The organism is Glutamicibacter nicotianae, assembly GCF_002797775.1.
GTDB lineage: Bacteria > Actinomycetota > Actinomycetes > Actinomycetales > Micrococcaceae > Glutamicibacter > Glutamicibacter nicotianae.
Window position 1 is genome coordinate 892,584 of the sequence record NZ_PGEY01000001.1, and the last position, 21,985, is coordinate 914,568.

Sequence of the window (21,985 nt, forward strand, 5' to 3'; positions counted from 1 at the left end):
ACTACCAAGTGACGCTATTTGGCAGCTCGTCAAACTGAATAGTTTTCAATTAGACATTTCGGATAGCCTTAACAATTCGTGAACAATTATTGGAATCGTTGTTTATGAAAGTGTTCATGCGACGTTCCTTATACTTACTGTCATCGTAAGTATTATTTACATATGCATAGATCGTGTCTATTGTGTCGTCTGAATTCTCTACAACAGGTCCAAGTCCATGAGTTTTATAATCGAAATATCCGACACGGAAATTGTGCGTACCAGAAAATACTTCATCTCTATCGAATTGGTAGTAGATCGTGGGGCAACCAATAAATGATGCATCAAATGCCACGGAGGAATAGTCCGTTACGAATAACGCTGCTTCTGAAAGAATCAGTTGCATCGAGCTCTTTGACAGGTCAGCTACTTCCACATGTTTCGGGAAGGATACCGAACGGATAATTTCACGAAGCGCTGGGTGGGGGATGAACGTGATCCTGACTCCTTGTTGCTCGCACAGGTGCCGTAAGCGTGAGGAATGAAGAACTTTCATCCATTCTGTAAAGAATTGTGTGCTCTCCAAATACTTTTGACGTTCTTCGGTTGATTCAATCCGTGTTGCTGTGTCGCGAAGATGCTGACGCCAAGTAGGCATGACCACAATCCGGTTCTTTTTAACCGGATCCGTTTGATTACTTAGATTACGCAGCTGATCGAATCGTGCAAGACCGACTGGAAGGACTTGGCTCCTTTTGTAAACGTATGGAGAATCTTCACCAACCAAGTCCTTTTCCTCATCTACAGAAGAGACCGTGATTGCAGCGATGTCCTTTGGATTAAGCCATCTCGAGAGATCGTTCATGAGTACACCATGCTGCAAGAATATAAACTTGCTAGTACCTTTATTCACCAGGTGGCGAGGAACTGGGTACATACAAGCAGCAACTGCATCAGAAGAAATACGGAATTTCGCGTTGAGCACAGCCAAAACTAGTTCGTCGGAACCAGGCTCCAGCAAACGGAAGCCTTCTCGGGAAAGGCGATCCCAATCCGAAGATGCTTTCTGCAAAACAAAAATAATATTGATTTCTGGATTGTTTTGTTGGAGAAAACGGTAGAGATGCTCGGCATTGTCATCAGCTTTATCCGGGCGGTCCATTAGAATCCACACGTCACGGTATTTGTTCAAAGCATGCTCTGATTTTGCCATTTCCAAGAGCGCCTCTGACTTCTTGCTCGCTTTCGCGCGCCTAAACTTTTCTATACGGCTTCTAATGAGAGAATTACCTCCCTGAAAAATTACTCTGATAAAACTTTGGTTTGTAGAAAGCATCCTCAGGTAAATGGTTCTTTTCAGGGATAATAATTTGCGAACTCTTTTGTTTCGAATCCTGCTTTGTGATTTTCTATTATCTTTCCAGTTAAGCGCGATTCTTGAATGGTTGATGTTCGTCGCCGGGACTTTCGTTTTAGCTTTCGTCGCGTAGTAGCGTACCTCGTCGGCGATGAATGTATATTTACTGTGACCGCGAGGTACAACAATTGCTCGTTCGCGAAGCATAGGGACGTCGAAGAACTTGTGCACGACGAAATTTTCAGATGTTGGTTCAATCAACTCCCCATCGCACCAGATGTCAATATCAGTTTCGTAATCGGGATGCTGAAGAATAGAAAAATTCGTTTCTTGCTTGGCATCTGAAGAGGACCATTGAACTATTCGGAGCTCATTCGGGTCGCATTTGAAATAAGTTATCACCACTTGCCGTAGAGTCCACCATATGGGGTTAATCCAGAATCGATTAATGGTCGCGACGCTAATATATCCGAAAATCTCGCGCAGAAGTTCCAAGAATTCGTCGCGAAGTTCGTCGTCAATCCAAGCAGCACGAGAGTACTGTCCAGCATCTTCTTTGAAGTACCAGAATATGTCGTAGAGAACCATGTTCTGAGCCCATGTTGGCACGTATCCATAGGTCCAATGAACCTGCTTCAGGAGATCTAAGTAACCGAAGCGCAATACGGTGCTGAACCGTTCGTGCTTTGACCAACTACTTTGAACCAACGAAGATGCATCGGCGCGTTTGCGATAATAATACTTAGCACGAGGTACAAGGCCTACCAAGGGCTCTTCGAACTTTGACAAGTATCGACCGAGTAAGTGGGCATCTTCAAATGTAGGTTCGATGCGTGTGTCGTATGTCAGAGAATTATTTTCTAATACTTCACGTAATATAAGAGCTGTGGCACCCAACTGAATTATATCTGGTTCATCAATGAGTGAAACGATGCGGGTTCCATGACGAAATCGATACTCAAGAGGATGATTATTCGACAGCCGCCCGTTTGTATCGTTTAGCGTCAAGATACGGGTAACAAGCATATGGGCATTGTGCGCTCCATCGAGTTCAAGGAACTTGATGATCTCGTCGAAATACTTGTCGTCCAGGATATCGTCTGGATCAACCGATGTTATCCACTTTCCGGTTGCATTCTCCATCGCGACTTTTCTGGCGCTCGCAGCGCCGCCATTAGACTTATCGACTACTTTGACGTTGGCCTTACCCGAAGCCCAACTCTCAGCTAGTCGTAATGTAGAATCGGTGGATCCATCATTTACGATAATGATTTCAATCTGATCGAGACCAGATTTTTGATTATCGAATGATTGGAGAGTAGCATCAATAAATTGCTCAACGTTATACGCTGCTACGAGAACTGAGATCAGGGGATTTTTGAATGTTGTCAACGGCTCAATGCTTTACTATTTGGAATTCATTTGGATTATCGCCGACTGCCAGGGTTAGATTCGTATCGACGGTCTGAATAAATTTCTTGAACGAACCAATAAGGGCTAGTCTATAGTTCCCAGGTGACAATTGAGGCAATGTTATGCCGCGATGCCTTGGCGTTGAGTAATTGGATTTCGAATTGTCTCTCCAAGGGATTGGGTTCAAATCTCTATTATACTTGGCTAACGCTACTTCGCTGGTGGAGTGACGGGTGCTTTCATCAAGGAAAAGTAGCCGGTATTCAACGTCTGACCAAGCTGAGATATCAATGTTGTTTAGGCTGAAACGTCCTGACAAATGGATTCTTCCGTCTCTTAGCCAGTAATCTTCGAGGGTGTACTGACCATCTAAAGTGGTTTTGAGATGGATTGGTATTTTGGTTACCTTTATAGAAGATCCATTAGTGTCAATAGAAACTATAAAATCCTTTATACTATGGAAGGAGTATGTTGGGCGGACATTGAATTCGCTAGAGACCAACGTTGTATTTTCTGTCGTAACCTGCATACGTGCTTCATAAGTACCTGCATCCAGACCATCTAGATTAATAGGCTTGTTTCCTTGTGGCGCATATCCGCCAGCTGTATAACTTATCGATTCGTGGTCAAAATAGTCTCGATTGTTCCTTCGGTCCTTCAACCCTCCCAAGTAGGCCCGATGAATCTTCCGGCCCCTTTGTAATTGCAAGTACCTGCGTGCAGAACCATATTCGGAGGTATCGTAGCCTCGGATGAAAGAACGACCGGCGATCCAAAGGCCGTCTTGGCGAACTTCCAACTTGTCCACATCGTTGACTAACGTTGCGAAGAATGGTGATTTCTCAACACTTCCGGGCATGTTACCGGTTGACTTGAGGCCGTTGTGGGAGCGGTCGAGCTTGGGTGCGAATCCATCTGTTAACAATCCGATGATGCTTATTATCGGCTGAATATTGTATAGCGTGACGTCTTCATGCTGGTTAACGGACGGGGAATCAGTGCAAATTAAGTTAAAATTAGTGAACTGCTCAAAAAGTGCAATGTTGGGTTCAATATCAGTTAAATATTGATTATCGGCGGGAGAAGTGAAAATATAGATGTTTTTCTCTTTGGTGCTATCAATTAATAGTTGAGGAATCAGTTGGTCAAATGCATTTTCTGCTTTAAACGAATTAGAGCCTACTAATTCTTCTACGACTTGTGGTCGTTGTTGCTTGTTGCCTTTGGCGGGGTGAATTCGTGGAGCAGAAGCGACTATATTCTTGTATCCTCCGGACAAGCCATGGTAGAGAGCAGCTGTGCCACCTTTGGAAGCTCCGAGTAATACGACATCATCCTCAGTTATGTCCAGTAAGGACACGTGTTTGGCAATGAGTGCACCTGTCGAATGGGCGTACCATTGGTCAGCGCCTTTTTGGATGTAGTACGAGTTGTGCGGATCCCGTATCCAGAGAATCGCGGATTCGATTAGGCGCGTACTTTGTCCAGCGAAATCTATTCCACCGACGAAACCGCCAGAAAAAATTACTAAAAGGTGGCGCCGATCGCGCTTGGGAGGGCGATATATATACTCTACAGTTCGATCTTCGTACTCAAACTCCGAAAATACTGGTGCCACGCTTGCTCCTATGTGTAAAGTTCTTGAACGGCGCGCCCTCTAACTTATCATGTTGGTAGATATAAGTTCATTTGCGGTTAACCTTGCTGACCGTTCTCAACCACAAGAATTTCAGATCTTGATCAATCGTCTCTTGTGTCATGCCGTTGGTTTTGAGCCAACGGGACACACGGAAATTTTCAAGTCAAGTGAGACCAACGGGTGCTAAGCAGCCGTCATTTCTTCACGCTCCTCCAGCTTCATTGGCTCGTTGATCCACGCCGCAGCAGGCAGCTGCAGCTTCTTCGGCAGGCGACGCTGCCCAAACCGTTCAGGATGCGCATCCCACGCAGCCTGCAACGCGGCCAGCCGTTGGTCCTCAACATGCCCGGTCATCCCGAAATGCACGTCCGCCGGCGTATGGAATCCGATCCCCGAATGCCGGTGATGCCCGTTGTACGCCTGGACAAACCTGTCCATGAAATCTCGGGCATCAGCCAGCGAACCGACCTGCTCAGGGAACACCGGAAGATACTTCAAGGTCTTGAACCAAGCTTCTGAGTAGGGATTATCATTGCTGACCTTCGGCCGCGAATGCGAACGCAACACATCCAGGTCCGCCAGCAATGCGGCGACCGGCTTCGAGGTCATCGAGGTCCCACGATCAGCGTGCACGACCTTGGGGATCTGGTCGGTGGCGAACACCTGAGCGATGAACTCCTTCGCCAGCTCACCAGACTCCCTCGCGTGCACCTGGCAGCCGACAATATAGCGCGAGTAAATATCGATCATCACATACGCATCAAAATAGGTGCCCTTGGCCGGCCCAGCGAGTTTCGTGATGTCCCATGTGAACACCTCACCAGGGTGGTACGCGACCAGTTCCGGGACTTTCCGGGCCGGGTGGCGGGCCTGCCGGCGGCGTTCGGCCACCTGCTTCTCACGGCGCAGCACCCGATACATGGTGGAGACCGAGCACAAATACATGCCCTCAGACAAGAGGACCGCGTAGATCTGCTCGGGCGCCTGGTCGATGAACCGCTCGCTGTTCAAGGTTTCCAGGATCAGGGCTTCCTCGCTCGTGGTGAGCTTGTTGGCAGGCACCTGCCGGGATGCCGTGGGCGCTGGCTTCGGGGCCAGTGCCGCTTGCTGACGGCGGTGCATCGTGGCCCGGCTGACCCCGGACAGTGCGCTGGCCGCCCGGGTGGCAACGCCGCCGCCGATCAGCTGCTGGTAGGCATCAGCAAGGATGTCTTGTGCTGCTATTTGGAATCCGCGCTCTTCGAGATTTGTTCCAAGAGCGCGTGTGCTTTTCCCATGATGTCCAGGGCGGTCTGCGTGGTGGCGAGCTTCTGCTCACTGGCCGCGAGCTGCTTCTTCAGCCGGGCGATTTCCGTTTGCTCCTTGCTCAGCTTCCCGCCACTCTTCGTGCTGTTGGAGGGGGTGTTCCCGTCGAGGATTCCCGCATCGCGCAGCCTGCGCCACTCGACGATCTGCGAGGAGTACAGGGCGTTGGCGCGCAGGTAGCCGCGTCCCTCGCCGCTTTGGATCGCGTTTTCATAGCCTTGCAGGTAAGCGAGTTTCTGGGCCGGGGCGATGGTACGGCGTCGTGGCTGGTCCGGTCGGGGCTGGGTGGAGTCCATGGTCCCATTCTCCGGCATGGTGCTGGCCGATGGGTGGACGGAGGCGATGCTCATGGTGGAGGTTAGTCCTGTTCTCGCCCTTGTCTGGAGAGGGTAACTTGCTATGAATCGGTGGTCTCACTCAACCCTGACTGTGAGTCTTGAATTAGTTGGTCTGGGACCAACTGGCAGAGTAGGAGCCAGCCGACCAGTCCTCGCCTGTGACCCTAAGCCTGACTGGCTTCACGAATGCCTTTTGCCTGACTTGTCCGCGCGTGGATTGGATGGCTGGAGCCTATCCCGGCCCACCTCGGTAACTTGATCAGAAGGTTGTCCGCCCTCAGAGGGAGCGTGACTCGTCACAGTATTGTTCCGAAGTGATTTCCCCGGACTGGCTTCAACCATAGCGGCACCCCCTTGTCCGCATCAAAGGAGATCTTGGAACCGTCATGACTATCGTTTCGCAAACTCACCAGTACGTCGTGGGTGTCGACACGCACGCAAAGAAGCATGTTTATGCCATTATCGCCGCCACGACCGGCGAACACATAGACACCCGAGATTTTCCCACCAGCAGTGCGGGCATCACGAGAGCCCTGAACTGGGTTGGAAAGCGTACGCTCGGTGATGCCGGTGTCCTGTGGGTGATCGAAGGGTGCGCGTCCTATGGTGCAATACTCGCTGGCACCGTCAGTAGTGCCGGCTACCAAGTCGCCGAAGCGCCACGCATGGGCGCCAAGGCACGTCACGGAGTGGGCAAATCCGATTCGTTGGATGCCCTGCGCATCGCCGCGGCTGTGTTGCCGTTGCAGAGTAACCAATTACGAACCCCGCGTCTGAACGACGGAGTTCGTGCCGCACTTCGCGTCCTTCTGGCCGCCCGGGACTCGATGACAACCGAACGCACCAGCTCGGTGAACGCGCTCACCGCACTGCTACATACCTATGAACTGGGAATGGACGCCCGGAAGGCACTGACGACTGCGAAGATCACCGAGGCCGCCAAGTGGCGTGAACGAAACGAGGACCTAGCCTTGTCCGTCGCACGTGCTGAAGCCATCAGGCTGGCGCAAAACATCGTTGCCCTTGATGAGCAGTTGCAAGACAACATGCTGCAGCTCACCGAACTGGTCACGGTCAGCGAAGCAGCCCCATTGCTAGACATGACCGGTTGCGGCCCCGTGACTGCGGCAGTAGCTCTGACGACCTGGTCGCATAGAAACCGAGTACGCTCTGAAGTGGCATTCGCGTCGTTGGCCGGGGTGAACCCCATCCCTGCGTCCTCGGGGAATACGGTGCGTCATAGACTCAACCGAGGCGGGGATCGGCGGCTGAACAAAGCCCTACACATGGTTGCTGTGACGCGAATGGTTCATGACAAAGAAACACGAATCTACGCGGAAAAGCGCAAGGCAGAAGGTAAAACGGTCAAGGAGGTTCGTCGGTGCATCAAGCGCGACCTGGCACGCAGGATCTACCGTATCCTCAATGCTACAGTTCCGGCCCCTTCGAGTACTTGACAAACATAGAAGGGTCAGACAGGGGGGGGGCAGGTGCCGGTCGCCCACCACTGAAAGCAGCCGATTCACCCGAATGACACCGTTGTGGGTCATGTCCACTATGAGTCATACTCTCGGCCGTGGGCGGGCCGGTTCCTACCTTGCCAGCTGATCGCAGACCAGCCACATCAAGACTCACAGTCCACTAATTCAGGCTAATTCCAATGCGAGGTTAGGGTTAATCAGAAGAGGGTCAGTGAATCTTAGTTAGGTAACTTGGACCGTTTCCTTATTGTCTGAGTACGATCGAAACATGATGAACCAAACTGCCATATTTATTGATGCTGGATTTCTACTCTCACTAGGCGGCCATCGTGCCGCCGGAACGACCTTACGTTCAGCCTTCACAACACATTATGAAGCGCTGATACGAGGGATCGTGCAAACCGTCAAGAAGAACACAGGATTGAATAACCTCCGCGTCTATTGGTATGACGCGTCCAAGGACGGTTTATTTACTGAACAGCATAAGCGGATTGGACTCATACCAGGCGTCAAGGTCCGTCTGGGCCGCATCTCCTATAACGGTGAGCAAAAAGGCGTGGACCTGAGGCTGGCACTGGACTTGGTAGGAGTGGCTCGCAACGGCTCGGCTTCTATTGCGTATTTGGTTTCCGGCGATGACGATTTGGCTGAAGCGGTTGAGGAAGCCCAAGACTTGGGGATGAAAGTCGTGTTACTAGGCGTGGCGAAATCAGACAGCAGGCTCGGCGTAGCTTCCGTCGCTGAACATCTGGCGTTGACTGCTGACTACATTGAAACCGTTTCGAATCAATTATTGGATAGCGCGTTCACCAAGGTTCTTGGATGGGACAAGAATCATTCTGAAAAAACGTCTTTGATTGCTCGTGCATCTACAGAAACAGAACCAAAGCCGGCCGCAAAGCCTGCGGTCCCCACACCTGCAGTCATGGCCCAGAAGCTTGTTGTCAGGGCAGCATCGGAACGGGAAGCCGAGCCGGAGGTGGTCTACTCCAGTGGTGGCCAGAGTTCCGGTTATCAGGGCTCTGCAGCTTACGAGCAAAGGGAATTGAAAGTTGCAGAAGAGATCGGCGCAAAGGTTGCTGAATCATGGCTGGCCTTCACTACACAGCACGATGTAGTAGAACTGATTGCCGACAAGCCTCAGTTGCCACCCGAAATTGACAGGACTTTGCTCAAGGATTGCGCCCAGGTGCTAGGAGAATGGAAAACCGATCAGCAGACCATCCGGCGCACACTGCGAGGCGCCTTCTGGGAGTATCTAGACAAGATCATGTGACGAGTCAGCACTATCCGGAAATCCGCTTTCAGACGCAAGCTAAGGTAAATTTATATCGTGACTTCTCAGCAAAAACCTTTTTACATCACCACGGCTATTTCGTACCCGAACGGCACCCCGCACATTGGGCATGCCTATGAGGTAGTCGCTACCGACGTTATGGCTCGTTTCAAGCGACTTGACGGTTTTGACGTTTTCTTCATGACCGGGACCGACGAACATGGCCAGAAGATGATGCAAACCGCAGAGAATCTTGGTATCACGCCGGCTCAGCTGGCGCAGCGAAACTCGGATGCATTCCAAGCCATGAATGATGAGCTGGGCACGAGCTACGATCGCTTCATCCGTACTACTGATGCGGACCATCATGCGGCTGCACAGGAACTGTGGCGCCGCATGGAAGTCAATGATGACATTTACTTGGGTAAGTATGCTGGTTGGTACTCGGTACGCGATGAAGCCTTCTACACCGAGGAACAGACGGAAGTTCGTGAAGATGGCATCCGCTATGCCATTGAAACTGACACCGAAGTTACCTGGACGGAAGAAGAGTCATACTTCTTCCGCCTGTCCAAGTACCAGGACAAGCTGCTGAACTACTACCAAAGCAACCCGGAGTTCGGTGCGCCACGTTCCCGCTTCAACGAAGTTGTACGGTTCGTCGAGGGCGGCCTGACCGACCTTTCCATTTCCCGTACAACCTTTGACTGGGGCATCCCAGTACCGGGCAATGAGAAGCATGTCATGTACGTGTGGGTGGACGCGCTCACCAACTATCTGACCGGCGTTGGATTCCCTGACGTTGAATCAGCTTCCTTCCGCAAATACTGGCCTGCAGATGTCCACGTCATCGGCAAGGACATCTCGCGATTCCACGCGATCTACTGGCCAGCATTCCTCATGTCCGCTAAATTGCCGTTGCCTAAGCGTGTCATGATCCACGGCTTCCTGCACAACAACGGTGTGAAGATGTCCAAGTCGCTGGGCAACACCGTTTCCCCTGACGATTTTGTGAACCGTTACGGTCTGGATCAGGTACGCTACTTCTTCCTGCGCGAGGTTCCTTTCGGCGCCGACGGAAGTTACAACCATGAGACCATCGTTGCCCGTATAAATGGTGACTTGGCAAATAACTTCGGCAACCTTGCACAGCGTTCACTGTCTATGGTTGCAAAGAACTGCGGGGGAGTTGTCCCGACGCCCGGGGAATTGCTGGAAGCCGATCAGCAAATATTGGACGCTGCCGGCAAGCTGCTGGAAATCAACCGCGACGCGTACTCCCGTCAGGAGTTCAGCAAGGCGCTTGAAGCCGTCTGGCACGTTCTGGGCGACACCAATGCCTACTTTGCCGAGCAGGAACCTTGGAAGCTGAAGAAGACCGATCCTGAACGCATGGCTACTGTCTTGTACGTGACCATTGAAATTGTCCGCAAGGTGGCGTTGCTGCTCCAGCCAGTCTTGCCCCAGGCAATGACCTCGATGCTCAACGCGTTGGCAGTTGGCGAAGGTTCGGCGCGAACCTTCGAGTCCTTCGACAGTGCTTTGATTCCTGGAACTGAACTGCCAGCTCCTTCGCCGGTGTTCCCACGCTACGAAGAAGAGAAGTAAGAAGTACCGGAATCAGCATTGAGGTGTTCTGCTCAAGACAGTACTTGGGCAGAGCACCTCAATTTTTGGTTCGTATCAGGGGGTGACAACACCTGTCTGATAGGCGATAACAACAGCCTGGACCCGGTCTCGAGCTTCCAATTTTGCCAGGATGTGGCCTACATGGGTTTTGACTGTCGCTTCGGACAGGAATAGTTTGTCGGCGATCTCAGGGTTGGAAAGGCCAACTGCAATCAGACCGAAGACCTCCCGCTCCCGGGGCGTCAGCGATTCGACAGCGGCAACAAGGTGAGCATTGTGCTGTGACGAATTCTTCTTCAGCATCGGCGCCATGTGGTCCAACAAGCGTCGAGTGGTCGACGGGGCTATTACGGCATCGCCACGATTGACAGTGCGAACAGACTCCAAGAGTTCTTCTGGGGGAGCGTCCTTGAGAAGGAACCCACTGGCGCCGGCTTGAATCGCGCTCAGCGCATACTCATCCATGTCGAACGTCGTCAGCACGATGATCTTTGGACCATCTGCTGCTTTCGGGTCAGGATCCAGCAGTCGTTCGGTGGCTTCGATGCCGTCCATTTCCGGCATCCTGACATCCATTAAGATGACATCCGCCTGGGACATCAATGGTGCAGCGAGTGCTTCGCGCCCATTGCCGGCTTCGACAATGACTTCCATATCATCTTGGGAATTGATCAGCATTCTGAAACCACTGCGAACCAGCAGTTGATCATCGACCAATGCAACCTTGATGGTTTCTGGTTTAGGCATTTGGTAATTAGTCCTCGGTGTATGGGATGGAAACATTAACGGCGAAACCGCCCCCAGCCCGGGGGAGCGCAGTACAGGTACCTTCATATAAGGCTACGCGTTCTTTCATGCCCTGGAGGCCGTGGCCCGTGCCTTCAAGGACGATGGAGCCGGCACCTCGACCGTCGTCGCTGACGGTCAGATTCAAGCCCCGGGAAGTCCATTCGATATGGACTTGGGTTTGAGTGTCCGGGCCAGCATGCTTGATGACGTTCGTAAGTGATTCCTGAATGCATCGATAAATAGTGAGTTCCGCACCTGCAGGCAACTCCTTCCTTGGGCTTCCCGAAGTTTCCAGATGGACATCCAGCCCGGACACGGCAACGCTTTCTACAAGGACAGGCACGTTTGCCAGCGACGGAAGAGGGCGGTTCTCCAATTCCTCATCTTTTCGCAGGACGCCCAGGAGCCTGCGCATCTCTTTCAGCGACGCGCGGCCAGTATCTGAAACTGTCTTAAGGGTCTCGATGGCGATCTCCGGGTCTTTCGCTGCCGCATATCGCGCCCCGTTTGCCTGGGTGATGATGACGGAGAGCGAATGCGCGACGATGTCATGCATCTCGCGGGCAATATGGTTCCTCTCGTCTGCAGCCGCTAGAGCGCGCTCGATGAGGCGTTCTTTCTCCAGCCGATCGGCATGCTCTCTTAGCGACTTCATTGCCAGCCGTCTAGTGCGGGCCAGGTCACCGAAGGTCCAAGACAGGGTGACAACCAACGCAAGGCCCACGAAAGAAATCATCATGTCGAAAGTAAAAGCTGGCGTTGGATCAGGTGAATACCTTGACGCGCCGAACATGCTGAACGTTGCTAGTAACGCGCCTAACAGACCCAGCCCCAGGGTGCTGAAGGACTGCCAGCGTTTCCCGTATACGGCCATGGTGTAGACCAGGATCGGGACAGAGACTTGTGAGAACAGTATGAGCCCATCAAAAGCGAGTTGCAGTAGATGCCCAGCGGCCACGACAAGGGTGACGGCCCATGGATATCGACGCCGCAACATCAGTGGTGCAGATTGGATGACCGAGAGCATCAGTACGGCTGCAAAGGACACAGGCGACGACGTTGAAGAAGCCAAGCCGAGGGCTGCTGGCATGCAAAGAAGCGTGTATAGCAGGCCAGTGATGAAATCGACTCGTCCGGGATTCGCGCGGATCCAACCGTCGATACGACGGTGGGGGTTGGCAAAGATCAAGTGTTCCTGCAATTCAACGTGTGAGCAACTGTCGATCCTTGTGGCGAAGCCAAGGACCCATCCATCCAAGGTTATCGGAGGCAAGGGCCGCGAGGCCTCATGCCTAGGGAGGAACTATGCCCCACGAAGCTAAACTGATCTCATTATTTGAGACGAACTCTCAAATAGCGGACTCTTATCGATAGAATCTCTGCCATGGGAAATGTAATTGATATTGCGGTCATTCCGGGTGACGGTATTGGCCCAGAAGTAGTTGCCGAAGCTGTCAAGGTTCTGAAATTTGTCACTAATGGCGGCAAGGCAGAGCTCAAGCTGACTGATTACAAGCTTGGCGCGGAGCATTGGTTGGAGACCGGGGAAACCCTTCCGGAAGAGACCTTGGAAGCTATCAAGAAGCATGATGCAATTCTCTTCGGTGCTGTTGGCGCAGCTCCTGGGGATACCAGAATTCCGTCCGGCATCATCGAACGCGAGATGCTATTGAAGCTCCGCTTCTCGCTGGACCACTTCGTGAACCTGCGTCCAGCGAAACTGTATCCAGGAATTGAAAGCCCTCTGGCTAACCCGGGTGAAGTCGACTTCGTGGTAGTTAGGGAAGGTACCGAAGGCCCTTATGTTGGCAATGGCGGGTCGGTTCGCACGGGCACCACGCATGAAATCGCTACCGAAGTATCTGTGAATACGGCATATGGCGTAGAACGTGTTGTCCGCGACGCATTCCGCCGCGCTGCAGAGCGTGAACGCAAGCATGTCACCCTGGTTCATAAGCACAACGTGCTGGTGCACGCTGGACACCTGTGGAAGCGCACCGTTGAAATGGTCGCGCAGGAATTCCCTGAGGTTACCCACGACTACCTGCACGTGGATGCGGCCACCATCTTCCTGACGACGGATCCATCGCGTTTTGATGTGATTGTCACGGATAACCTCTTCGGCGACATCCTCACCGACCAGGCCGGCGCCATTACCGGTGGTATCGGCTTGGCCGCAAGCGGCAATATCAACATGGACCGCACCTACCCTTCGATGTTCGAACCGGTTCATGGTTCCGCTCCAGATATTGCCGGTCAGCAGAAGGCGGACCCAACTGCGGCGATCCTGTCGGTGGCACTGATGCTTGACCACCTCGGTTTGGTCGAAGAGGCGCGGACAGTTGAGCAAGCTGTTGAAAAAGAGATCACTTCACGTCAAGAATTGACCGATAACCGCACCACCAGTGAAATTGGCGATGCAATTGTCGCGTTACTGGCATAAGCTGAAAGTGACGTTTCTGGTTAGCCACTAACCAGTAGCAAATCCACGAACGGATGTTCCGCACAGGCGTGGAGCATCCGTTCTTTGTTTATTGAACTAGGAAGTCCAGGGTAGATGGAATTCACCGAAAATCTCTCAACGAATCGCAAGAGCGAGCAGGAGCGAGCTGACGTCTTGGCTAATCCTGGGTTCGGAGACTTCTTCACTGATCACACCGCGGTCATTGACTGGTCGGCAGACGATAGCGGACGCAACGGTGAATGGCATGACGCTCGAATAGAGCCATATGGCCCAATCGCCATGGATCCAGCGGCTTCAGTACTGCATTACGGCCAGGAAATCTTTGAAGGACTCAAGGCCTACCGCCATGTAGACGGTTCGGTGTGGACATTCCGTCCGCACGCCAATGCTGCTCGCTTGAACAAGTCCGCACAGCGCCTTGCGCTCCCGCAGCTGGATGAAGAAGTTTTCGTCGAGTCGCTGCGCAAGCTGGTGGCGACTGATATCGATTGGGTTCCGACCGGTGACGGGGAAGCCCTTTATCTGCGTCCGTTCATGATTGCTACCGAAGCATTCCTCGGGGTGCGCGCAGCCCGTGAGGTTTCCTACCGCGTCATCGCATCGCCTGCAGGCAATTACTTTGGCGGTGAGCTCAAGCCGGTTGCCATCTGGGTCTCGAAGAACTATGCGCGTGCAGGCAGAGGCGGTACCGGTTCGGCCAAGTGCGGTGGCAACTATGCCGCTTCGCTCGTCGCCCAGCTGGAAGCTGAGGAAAATGGCTGCAAGCAGGTCCTGTTCCTCGACTCATTCAATGACAATGCCGTTGAAGAACTCGGCGGGATGAATGTCTTCTTCGTCACCAGGGACAACAAGTTGGTGACTCCGGCGTTGACCGGAACCATTCTGGAAGGAGTGACCCGTTCATCGGTCATCCAGCTCGCGAAGGACCGCGGCATGGAAGTTGAAGAACGCAAGATCACCCTGGATGAATGGCGTGGAGGGATCGCCTCGGGCGATATCGCAGAGGTTTTCGCGTGCGGTACTGCAGCTGTGATCACCCCAATTGGTGTGCTGAAGAACGGCGAAGAGCTTATCGGCGATGAGAACGCTGCCGCCGGCGAGGTGACCATGTCCATCCGCGAAGAACTGCTGGGAATCCAGCTGGGCACCGTGGAAGACCGTCATGGTTGGCTGGAGCGTTTGGCGTAATTTACACGAGCGTTTTCGGGGAGCTGTCGTGGATCACGACAGCTCCCCGTTTTTATCATCTTCGAGGGCACCTGATATGCAATAGGCTATCCATATGCGCATTGCACGATTTGTAGTAGATAGCGACCCTCTTTATGGAGTCGTAGACGGTAATGATATTCATGTTCTGGCCGGAGACCCATTTTTCCAAGGGATTAAGACGACCGGTGCTACCCACTCGTTGGATGATGTTCGGCTGTTAGCCCCGATCATCCCTCGATCGAAGGTCGTTGGATTCGGCCGCACCTACCGCGAGCACGCCAAAGAACTGGGCAATGAAGTTCCAGCCGAACCATTGATGTTCTTGAAGCCGAACACTTCGGTAGTGGGCCACGGAGACCCCGTCACCTTGCCGGAGTTCTCAAAGGAAGTTTCCTTCGAAGCCGAACTAGCCGTGGTCATTGGCCGTATTTGTAAGGACGTTCCGGCTGACAAGGCCCAGGACGTTATCTTCGGCTACACGGTAGCAAACGACCTGACTGCACGCGATGCCCAGCGCACTGATCCGCAGTGGGCTCGCGCCAAGGGCTTCGATGGTTCTTGCCCGCTTGGACCTTGGATCGAAACGGAAATCGAAGACGCTGATGACCTGAGTATCGTCAGCCGCGTCAATGGCGAGGTTCGCCAAGACGGAACTACCAATGACATGATCTGGCCGGTGAATGAACTGGTTGCTCGAGCTTCCGAAGCTTTTACCTTGCTGCCAGGCGACGTCATCATGACCGGCACGCCAGCGGGTGTCGGCCTGGTCAATGCCGGCGACGTTGTTGAAGTGGAAGTAGAAGGTATTGGAACGCTGCGAACAGTTTTCCGTCGCTAGATGCAGTACGTGAACTCGGTTCATAGGTAGAGTTGATGTTGTCACCAACTTGCCATCATCAATTTGGTGAAACCGCACTGGCTCTCGATCATTAGTGTGATCGGGAGCCTTGCGCTTTAAAGTGCCGGTTTCCGTCTTGAAGGCATAGAATGAAAGCATCATGACTGATCTATCGTTGATTCCCCTTGTTACCGAAGATACCCCGGTACGCGTTCGCTTTTGCCCATCCCCAACCGGAACCCCTCACGTAGGCTTGATCCGTACTGCCCTGTTCAACTGGGCCTACGCGCGTCACACCGGCGGCAAGATGATCTTCCGCATTGAAGACACCGATGCCAAGCGCGACTCCGAGGAAAGCTACAACCAGCTTCTGGACGCCCTGGCATGGCTGGGCATCGATTGGGACGAGGGTGTCAACGCGGGCGGTCCTCATGAGCCTTACCGCCAGTCGCAGCGTGGTGACATCTACCAGGACGTTATTTCAAAGCTTCGTGCTGCTGGCCATCTCTACGAGTCCTACTCGACGCCAGACGAAGTCGAGGCACGCCATAAGGCAGCTGGACGCGATCCGAAGCTTGGCTACGACAACTTCGACCGCGAGCTGACCGATGAGCAGAAAGCCGCGTTCAAGGCCGAAGGCCGCGAACCTGTCCTGCGTGTTCGCATGCCGGATCACGACATCACCTTCAATGACTTGGTGCGTGGCGAGATCACCTTCAAGGCCGGATCTGTTCCCGACTACGTTGTCGTGCGCGCCAACGGCAAACCGCTGTACACCTTGGTCAACCCAATCGACGATGCTCTGATGGGAATTACCCATGTGCTTCGTGGCGAGGACCTGCTGTCCTCAACTCCGCGCCAGGTCGTCTTGTACGCACTGCTGCATGACATCGGAGTTGCCCAGTACATGCCACGCTTCGGCCACCTGCCGTACGTCATGGGCCAGGGCAACAAGAAGCTTTCCAAGCGTGATCCGGAATCCAGCCTGTTCCTCCACCGCGACAATGGTTTCATCCCGGAAGGCCTGCTGAACTATCTGGCGCTGCTGGGTTGGTCGCTGAGCGCTGATGAAGATATCTTCTCGCGTGAACAGCTGGTTGAAGCCTTCGACGTAAAGGACGTGCTGTCCAACCCTGCCCGCTTCGATGTGAAGAAGGCAGAAGCAATCAACGGCACTCACGTGCGCATGCTGGAGCCACAGGACTTCCGCGATCGTTTGGTCCCATACCTGCAGGCCGCTGGCCTAGTGGGCGAAGTGCTTACAGAACGCGAAAACGAGATCTTGGATCAGGCGGCGCCATTGGTCCAGGAACGCATTGCACTGTTGGGCGAAGCAACCGACATGCTCGAGTTCCTATTCAAAGCTGATGACGAAATTGCCATCGAAGAAAAAGCACTCAAGGGAATGCCTGCAAACCTGGTAGAAGTGATCGACGCTAGCATCCAGGGTCTTGAAAGCCTTGCCGAATGGAACGCTGAAACCATACAGGCAGCCCTGCGCACGAAACTTGTAGACGAACTGGAACTGAAGCCTCGCCAAGCATTCGGTCCAGCCCGCGTTGCAATCTCCGGAAAGCGCGTTTCGCCACCGCTCTTCGAATCCATGGAAATTCTTGGACGCGAGTCTAGCCTGAAACGACTGCGTGCATTTGGCGAGTCCCGCTAGAGATTCTTCGATAAATCGATGAGAAGCACTGTGAACGCCTCGGATGGAAGCAGTCCTGCAACTGTTCCTATCCGGGGCGTTCTCTTCGATATCGATGAGACCCTCGTGGATTTGCGCTCCGCAGCTATCCAAGGCTTCTCATCCTTGTCTGCTCCGGCGCTGGCACATCTGAATCCCGAACAAGTAGCTGCGATCGCAGCTGATTTCGCAGACGACGGCGCGCAGGCCTACGACAGGTACATGGCAGGCGAGCTGACTTTCCTTGGCCAGCGAGAAGTGCGGCTGCAGCGCGCATACAGGTTGGCTGGGGCCACCGCCCCCAGCGGCCAAGCATATGCACGTTGGGCTCATGAATATGAGACGAAAGTTCGCGAGTCGTGCAAGCCCTTCGGGGACGTCCAGGCATTCTTGGACAAGCTTGAAGATCTGGGCATCCCCTATGGTGCGGTGAGCAACAACGTCGAGTCCTATCAGCACGACAAGCTGGAAGTCGCCGGGCTAAAAGGTTTCCAATGCGTCGTTGGCTCCGATACGGCCGGTGCACCGAAACCGCATTCGGCCCCGTTCCTTGCCGGATGCGCTGAATTGCAGTGCCTCCCCGCCCACACGCTGTACATAGGGGATAACCCAATTAATGACTATCAAGGGGCCATTGACGCTGGACTCCAATCAGTGCTCCTGGACCGTGCTTCATTTCACAAGGATTTTCATGGATGGCGAGTCAAGGATATGGGGTCGCTCACGACTGTTCTGTCCTGAATTTCCGCGGATCGCTGGTGGAAAACTGGCCGCGGTGCTCGATTTGTGCGCTGGTCATTTGGCCGGTATAGTTTTATCTCGTGCTACGGCAGTGGCCGGAATGATAATTAACTGAATTCCTGAAACGCCAAGTCACAATGGGATATGGTGTAATTGGCAACACAACGGTTTCTGGTTCCGTCATTCTAGGTTCGAGTCCTGGTATCCCAGCGCTACATCAAAGAAATTTGATGAGTTGAAGGTAGCTCTTCAACATACGGCCCCATCGTATAGCGGCCTAGTACTCTGCCCTCTCACGGCAGCAACACGGGTTCGAATCCCGTTGGGGTCACCAATGGAAACCGCGGAGAAATCCGCGGTTTTCGTGTTTTCCCGGACAAAATCAGTACTGGGCTAGCGAAATTACCTGTTGGCATGAGGCAAGATAGTTCTCATGGAGTCGAATTCAGATCTGGATAAGAGCTCAGGGCAGGAAACCGCTTCGCCAGCCGGAACCGGCAGCGAAGCCGTGAAGCATTTGAACGAGCTTCAGGATCTGCTCAGTGAGCTTTCCTTTGTTAACCCTCAGCCACGAGATGCATCCGGATTCGAAGTGCTGCGCAACAAGGTGTTGCACCAAATTTCGGACTACCTGATACCTCGAATGTCGAATCTAGGCGCACCGCTATTGGTGGTTGTCGGAGGATCCACGGGCTCAGGAAAATCGACTCTTGTAAATTCGCTGCTGGGGGAACAGGTAAGCCTTTCCGGTGCGGTACGCCCGACGACGCGAACTCCGGTTTTGGCGTTCAACCCGGTTGACCAACTCTTCTTTGAATCTGACCGGATTCTTCCCGAACTTAAACGTGTAGCTGGTGGTGGATTCAATGCGCAGGGCGGAGCATCCACCAACCAAGCACTATTGATGACACCCCGCCAACAAGTACCGCAAGGGTTGGCAATACTTGATGCCCCGGATATCGACTCGGTTTCCGATGAGAACAGGGAATTAGCTGGCCAGCTTCTAAATGCAGCGGACCTCTGGATTTTCGTCACGACGGCCAATAGGTACGCTGACGCTCTTCCCTGGGATCTGCTCACCGAGGCTGGTGCACGCAAAATAACCGTCTGCGTCGTGTTGAACAGGGTTCCTCCTGGAGCCGAAAACGACATCGTTCCGGACCTGAAGCGCCTATTAAGTGACAAGGACCTGGACCCCACACTGCTGCATGTTCTCAACGAGACGCAACTCGGTGAAGAAAAACTGATTCCCAGTGAGCATGTGGAGCCGTTGCTTGCGTGGCTGAACTCACTGGCAGCGGATTCCGCTCAACGTCAGCGAATCGCGGCCCAAACCCTCGATGGAGCGTTGCGCCGCACCGCCGCCGATGTCAGTGAACTAATCGCTGAACTGCAAGAGCAGGAAAACCAGCTCGGTGAACTATGCACGTTGACCGAAGAACGCTTCGCACAAGCCTTGGCCAGGATCAACGATTCTCTTAATGACGGCTCGCTGCTGCGTGGCGAAATCCTGGCACGTTGGCAGGACTTCGTCGGAGCCGGCGAGCTGCTGCGCGGAATCGAAGGTGCCATCGGACGGGTGAGAGATCGTGTGGGCGCGTTCCTCACGGGGAAGCCTCCAGCGACCCACAGGGTTGAACAAGCCATTGAATCAGGTTTGCATACAGTCTTCATTGCAGAAGTCACCAAGGCCTGCCATGACATCGACAGGTCGTGGCAGAACACGCCTTTCGGCCAGGCTCTACGGGCTAATCTGCCCATGCCGCGTCCGCCGCAGGATCTCAACGAGCAAGCATCCGAAAGCATCCGGCTCTGGCAAAAAGACGTCCTGGACATGATCCGCCAGGAAGGCGCTGGAAAGCGCAAGACCGCCCGGATGGCCGCATTCGGCGTCAACGGGGTGGCCGTGATCTTGATGGTTGTGGTCTTTGCATCAACGGCAGGTCTCACTGGATTGGAAATCGGTATTGCCGGGGGCTCGGCATTGGTGGGGCAGAAACTGCTGGAAGCAATATTCGGAGAGGACGCGGTACGCCGCATGGCCACCAAGGCACGAAAGATGCTTGATTCCAGAGCACGCGATCTCTTGGCGAAGAGCTCCTCAATCTATCTGGATGAGCTCTCTGCCACTTCGCAACCGGAGCTTGCTGAACGGCTGGGCAAGATTACCGCAGGCTTGAATGGAAAGGGGGCCCGCTGATGTCTGAACGCAAGATCCTGCGGGCCGTCAGCGGCCTCAACTCGCAAATCAACAGCATCGTGGAAGCGATGCAGCTTGCAGAGCCATACCTGCAACCAGAAACCATCGATTTGGCCGCAGACGTTATCGCCCGCGCTGAATCTCGACGCCAGCTTTCCGCGGAGCATGTCGTGGTGGGACTTTTCGGTGCCACCGGCAGCGGAAAGTCAACGATGTTCAACGCGCTGGTGGGCCAGGAACTTGCCACCACAGGTGTCATCCGCCCGACGACTACCGACACTGTCGCTGCCATTTGGGAACCGGAAGGCGCTGGCGAACTGCTGGACTGGCTGGAAGTGACTACTCGCCACGTCATCGAGGATCGAGACGGCCAAGCGGACTCTGCAAAGAAAAGAACCTTCGATTCCGGGCTCCTGCTGTTGGACCTGCCCGACATGGACTCGACAGCAGTTGATCACCACAAGATCGCTTCCCGATTGGTGGGCCAGGTGGATTATCTGGTGTGGGTGCTTGATCCCCAGAAATACGCAGACGCGTCCATCCACCACGGATATCTCAATTCCTTGCGCAGCCAGCAAGGCAACCTGCTGATCGTCTTGAACCAGATTGACAAGATCGCCGTGCAAGAACGCAAGCAAGTAGTCGATTCCTTGCGTGGCATCTTGGCCACCTCTGGGTTGGAGAATCTGCCCATCGTCTGTGCCTCTGCCGCTACGGGTGAAGGAGTCGCGGAGGTGCAGGCCAAGATCGCGGCCGCGGCCAAGAACAAGGCACTTTCCACGCGTCGACTCCGCGCAGATGTTGATCAGGTCATCCTTCACTTGAGCGAGGAACTCCAAGTAGAGAAAGTACGCTTGCCCAGCCAGCTGCACCAAGCCGAGCTGGAGCGCGTGATCGCCAAAGCGCACGGTGCCCATTACATTGCTGATGCAGTGGAAACCTCTTACTTGCTTCGTGGCGCTTCGCGCACGGGATGGCCGTTGACCACCTGGCTGGTCAAGCTGCGCAACGATCCGCTCAAGAGGATGAATCTTGGACGGCAGCATGAAGACCCAGAATTGTCATTGACTTCTCGTCCAGAGCTGTCCATCGCAGAAACTGCGGCTATAGAACATGGCATCAATCAGTATGTCTCCGAAGCTTCTGCAGATCTTCCGGAAAGCTGGAAAGAGCCGCTGCGGGAGAAAGTGCACGCAAATACGGCGGTGCTGGATGACGGTATTGATGCGGCGATTGCCGGCACTCCGTTGGGTGTTGAACGGTCTTCATGGTGGTGGCCCGTAGTCAAGGTCATTCAATGGGTTGCACTTGTTGCGGCATTAGGTGGTGCTTTGTGGCTCGCCGGCTATCTGGTTGCCGGATACTTCCAATTCGAGCTACCGGAGGCTCCGCGAGTCGAAGGTATCGCTGTACCAACGCTGCTGGTTTTCATTGGAATACTGCTGGGCATTGTCCTGGGATTGGCGTGCTCGTTTGTCAACCGAATAGTCGCTAAAGTTAAGCGGAGGAAAGCGTTGAAGAATATTGAACGCTCGGTATCCCAGCTGGTGAGGCAGGCAGTCATTGAGCCCGTTGACCAGCATCTGGACACCTACAACAGCTACTCAGCATTGATCACCTCCGCAGCCAAGAAAGCCGATTAG

General features: G+C 53.7%; 15 protein-coding genes and 2 tRNA genes. 12 read left to right on the forward strand and 5 right to left on the reverse strand.

Going from position 1 to position 21,985, the window contains the following annotated elements; genetic code table 11:
* Window positions 1-49 precede the first annotated feature (49 nt).
* The 3 genes from ATK23_RS04065 to ATK23_RS04070 all read right to left on the reverse strand — a co-directional run bounded on the left by ATK23_RS04065 (window position 50) and on the right by ATK23_RS04070 (window position 6,043).
* A complete protein-coding gene (locus tag ATK23_RS04065; RefSeq protein WP_066137852.1) occupies window positions 50-2,728 on the reverse strand; it encodes a bifunctional glycosyltransferase/CDP-glycerol:glycerophosphate glycerophosphotransferase in 2,679 nt (892 codons plus the stop codon).
* A 4-nt stretch (window positions 2,729-2,732) separates the two neighbouring features.
* Entirely contained in the window at window positions 2,733-4,367 is a 1,635-nt protein-coding gene (locus ATK23_RS16235; protein ID WP_157066305.1) for a hypothetical protein, read from the reverse strand.
* 204 nt (window positions 4,368-4,571) lie between these two features.
* A protein-coding gene (locus ATK23_RS04070; protein WP_100339242.1) for an IS3 family transposase occupies window positions 4,572-6,043 on the reverse strand; the annotation gives its coding sequence in 2 pieces (ribosomal slippage) (window positions 4,572-5,656 and window positions 5,656-6,043; 1,473 coding nt in all).
* 374 nt (window positions 6,044-6,417) lie between these two features.
* On the opposite strand from ATK23_RS04070, the gene ATK23_RS04075 reads away from it, so the two are divergent.
* The 3 genes from ATK23_RS04075 (at window position 6,418) to metG (ending at window position 10,396) form a co-directional block, all read left to right on the forward strand.
* A complete protein-coding gene (locus ATK23_RS04075; RefSeq protein ID WP_066137860.1) occupies window positions 6,418-7,488 on the forward strand; it encodes an IS110 family RNA-guided transposase in 1,071 nt (356 codons plus the stop codon).
* Between the two features lie 292 nt (window positions 7,489-7,780).
* The gene (locus ATK23_RS04080) at window positions 7,781-8,788 is read left to right on the forward strand and encodes an NYN domain-containing protein (RefSeq protein WP_066137862.1); all 1,008 of its coding nucleotides are present in this window, start codon (window positions 7,781-7,783) and stop codon (window positions 8,786-8,788) included.
* A 57-nt stretch (window positions 8,789-8,845) separates the two neighbouring features.
* Window positions 8,846-10,396, forward strand: coding sequence for a methionine--tRNA ligase (gene metG / locus ATK23_RS04085; RefSeq protein ID WP_066137864.1), 1,551 nt, complete (start codon window positions 8,846-8,848; stop codon window positions 10,394-10,396).
* A 75-nt stretch (window positions 10,397-10,471) separates the two neighbouring features.
* On the opposite strand, the gene ATK23_RS04090 is transcribed toward metG, so the two are convergent.
* Window positions 10,472-11,164, reverse strand: coding sequence for a response regulator (locus ATK23_RS04090; protein WP_066137866.1), 693 nt, complete (start codon window positions 11,162-11,164; stop codon window positions 10,472-10,474).
* A gap of 7 nt (window positions 11,165-11,171) precedes the next feature.
* Window positions 11,172-12,464: a sensor histidine kinase gene (locus ATK23_RS04095; protein ID WP_456071321.1), complete on the reverse strand. Its 1,293-nt coding sequence runs from the start codon at window positions 12,462-12,464 to the stop codon at window positions 11,172-11,174.
* 126 nt (window positions 12,465-12,590) lie between these two features.
* On the opposite strand from ATK23_RS04095, the gene ATK23_RS04100 reads away from it, so the two are divergent.
* The 9 genes from ATK23_RS04100 (at window position 12,591) to ATK23_RS04140 (ending at window position 21,985) form a co-directional block, all read left to right on the forward strand.
* A complete protein-coding gene (locus tag ATK23_RS04100) occupies window positions 12,591-13,649 on the forward strand; it encodes a 3-isopropylmalate dehydrogenase (protein WP_066137870.1) in 1,059 nt (352 codons plus the stop codon).
* 114 nt (window positions 13,650-13,763) lie between these two features.
* A complete protein-coding gene (locus ATK23_RS04105) occupies window positions 13,764-14,858 on the forward strand; it encodes a branched-chain amino acid aminotransferase (RefSeq protein ID WP_066137871.1) in 1,095 nt (364 codons plus the stop codon).
* Between the two features lie 94 nt (window positions 14,859-14,952).
* Window positions 14,953-15,717 (forward strand): fumarylacetoacetate hydrolase family protein, encoded by a 765-nt coding sequence (locus tag ATK23_RS04110; RefSeq protein ID WP_066137873.1) that lies wholly within the window; start codon window positions 14,953-14,955, stop codon window positions 15,715-15,717.
* Between the two features lie 160 nt (window positions 15,718-15,877).
* Window positions 15,878-17,383 carry a glutamate--tRNA ligase gene (gene gltX, locus ATK23_RS04115; RefSeq protein WP_066137874.1) on the forward strand — a complete coding sequence of 502 codons (1,506 nt, stop codon included), beginning with the start codon at window positions 15,878-15,880 and terminating at the stop codon, window positions 17,381-17,383.
* Window positions 17,384-17,413: 30 nt separating this feature from the next.
* On the forward strand, window positions 17,414-18,142 hold the full coding sequence (locus ATK23_RS04120; RefSeq protein WP_066137876.1) for an HAD family hydrolase: 729 nt from the start codon (window positions 17,414-17,416) through the stop codon (window positions 18,140-18,142).
* Between the two features lie 138 nt (window positions 18,143-18,280).
* Window positions 18,281-18,352: transfer RNA gene (locus tag ATK23_RS04125), tRNA-Gln, on the forward strand.
* Between the two features lie 48 nt (window positions 18,353-18,400).
* A tRNA-Glu gene (locus ATK23_RS04130) sits at window positions 18,401-18,476 on the forward strand.
* Window positions 18,477-18,575: 99 nt separating this feature from the next.
* Window positions 18,576-20,342 (forward strand): GTPase family protein, encoded by a 1,767-nt coding sequence (locus ATK23_RS04135; RefSeq protein WP_066137879.1) that lies wholly within the window; start codon window positions 18,576-18,578, stop codon window positions 20,340-20,342.
* A 68-nt stretch (window positions 20,343-20,410) separates the two neighbouring features.
* Window positions 20,411-21,985 carry a GTPase gene (locus tag ATK23_RS04140; RefSeq protein ID WP_255209558.1) on the forward strand — a complete coding sequence of 525 codons (1,575 nt, stop codon included), beginning with the start codon at window positions 20,411-20,413 and terminating at the stop codon, window positions 21,983-21,985.

What these genes read in the sequence shown, in the direction of transcription:
- ATK23_RS04075 (WP_066137860.1), top strand. Translation starts at nt 6,418, where the DNA reads ATGACTATCGTTTCGCAAACTCACCAGTACGTCGTGGGTGTCGACACG.
- ATK23_RS04080 (WP_066137862.1), top strand. Translation starts at nt 7,781, where the DNA reads ATGATGAACCAAACTGCCATATTTATTGATGCTGGATTTCTACTCTCA.
- ATK23_RS04090 (WP_066137866.1), bottom strand. Translation starts at nt 11,164, where the DNA reads ATGCCTAAACCAGAAACCATCAAGGTTGCATTGGTCGATGATCAACTG.
- ATK23_RS04100 (WP_066137870.1), top strand. Translation starts at nt 12,591, where the DNA reads ATGGGAAATGTAATTGATATTGCGGTCATTCCGGGTGACGGTATTGGC.
- ATK23_RS04105 (WP_066137871.1), top strand. Translation starts at nt 13,764, where the DNA reads ATGGAATTCACCGAAAATCTCTCAACGAATCGCAAGAGCGAGCAGGAG.
- ATK23_RS04110 (WP_066137873.1), top strand. Translation starts at nt 14,953, where the DNA reads ATGCGCATTGCACGATTTGTAGTAGATAGCGACCCTCTTTATGGAGTC.
- gltX (WP_066137874.1), top strand. Translation starts at nt 15,878, where the DNA reads ATGACTGATCTATCGTTGATTCCCCTTGTTACCGAAGATACCCCGGTA.
- ATK23_RS04135 (WP_066137879.1), top strand. Translation starts at nt 18,576, where the DNA reads ATGGAGTCGAATTCAGATCTGGATAAGAGCTCAGGGCAGGAAACCGCT.
- ATK23_RS04140 (WP_255209558.1), top strand. Translation starts at nt 20,411, where the DNA reads ATGCAGCTTGCAGAGCCATACCTGCAACCAGAAACCATCGATTTGGCC.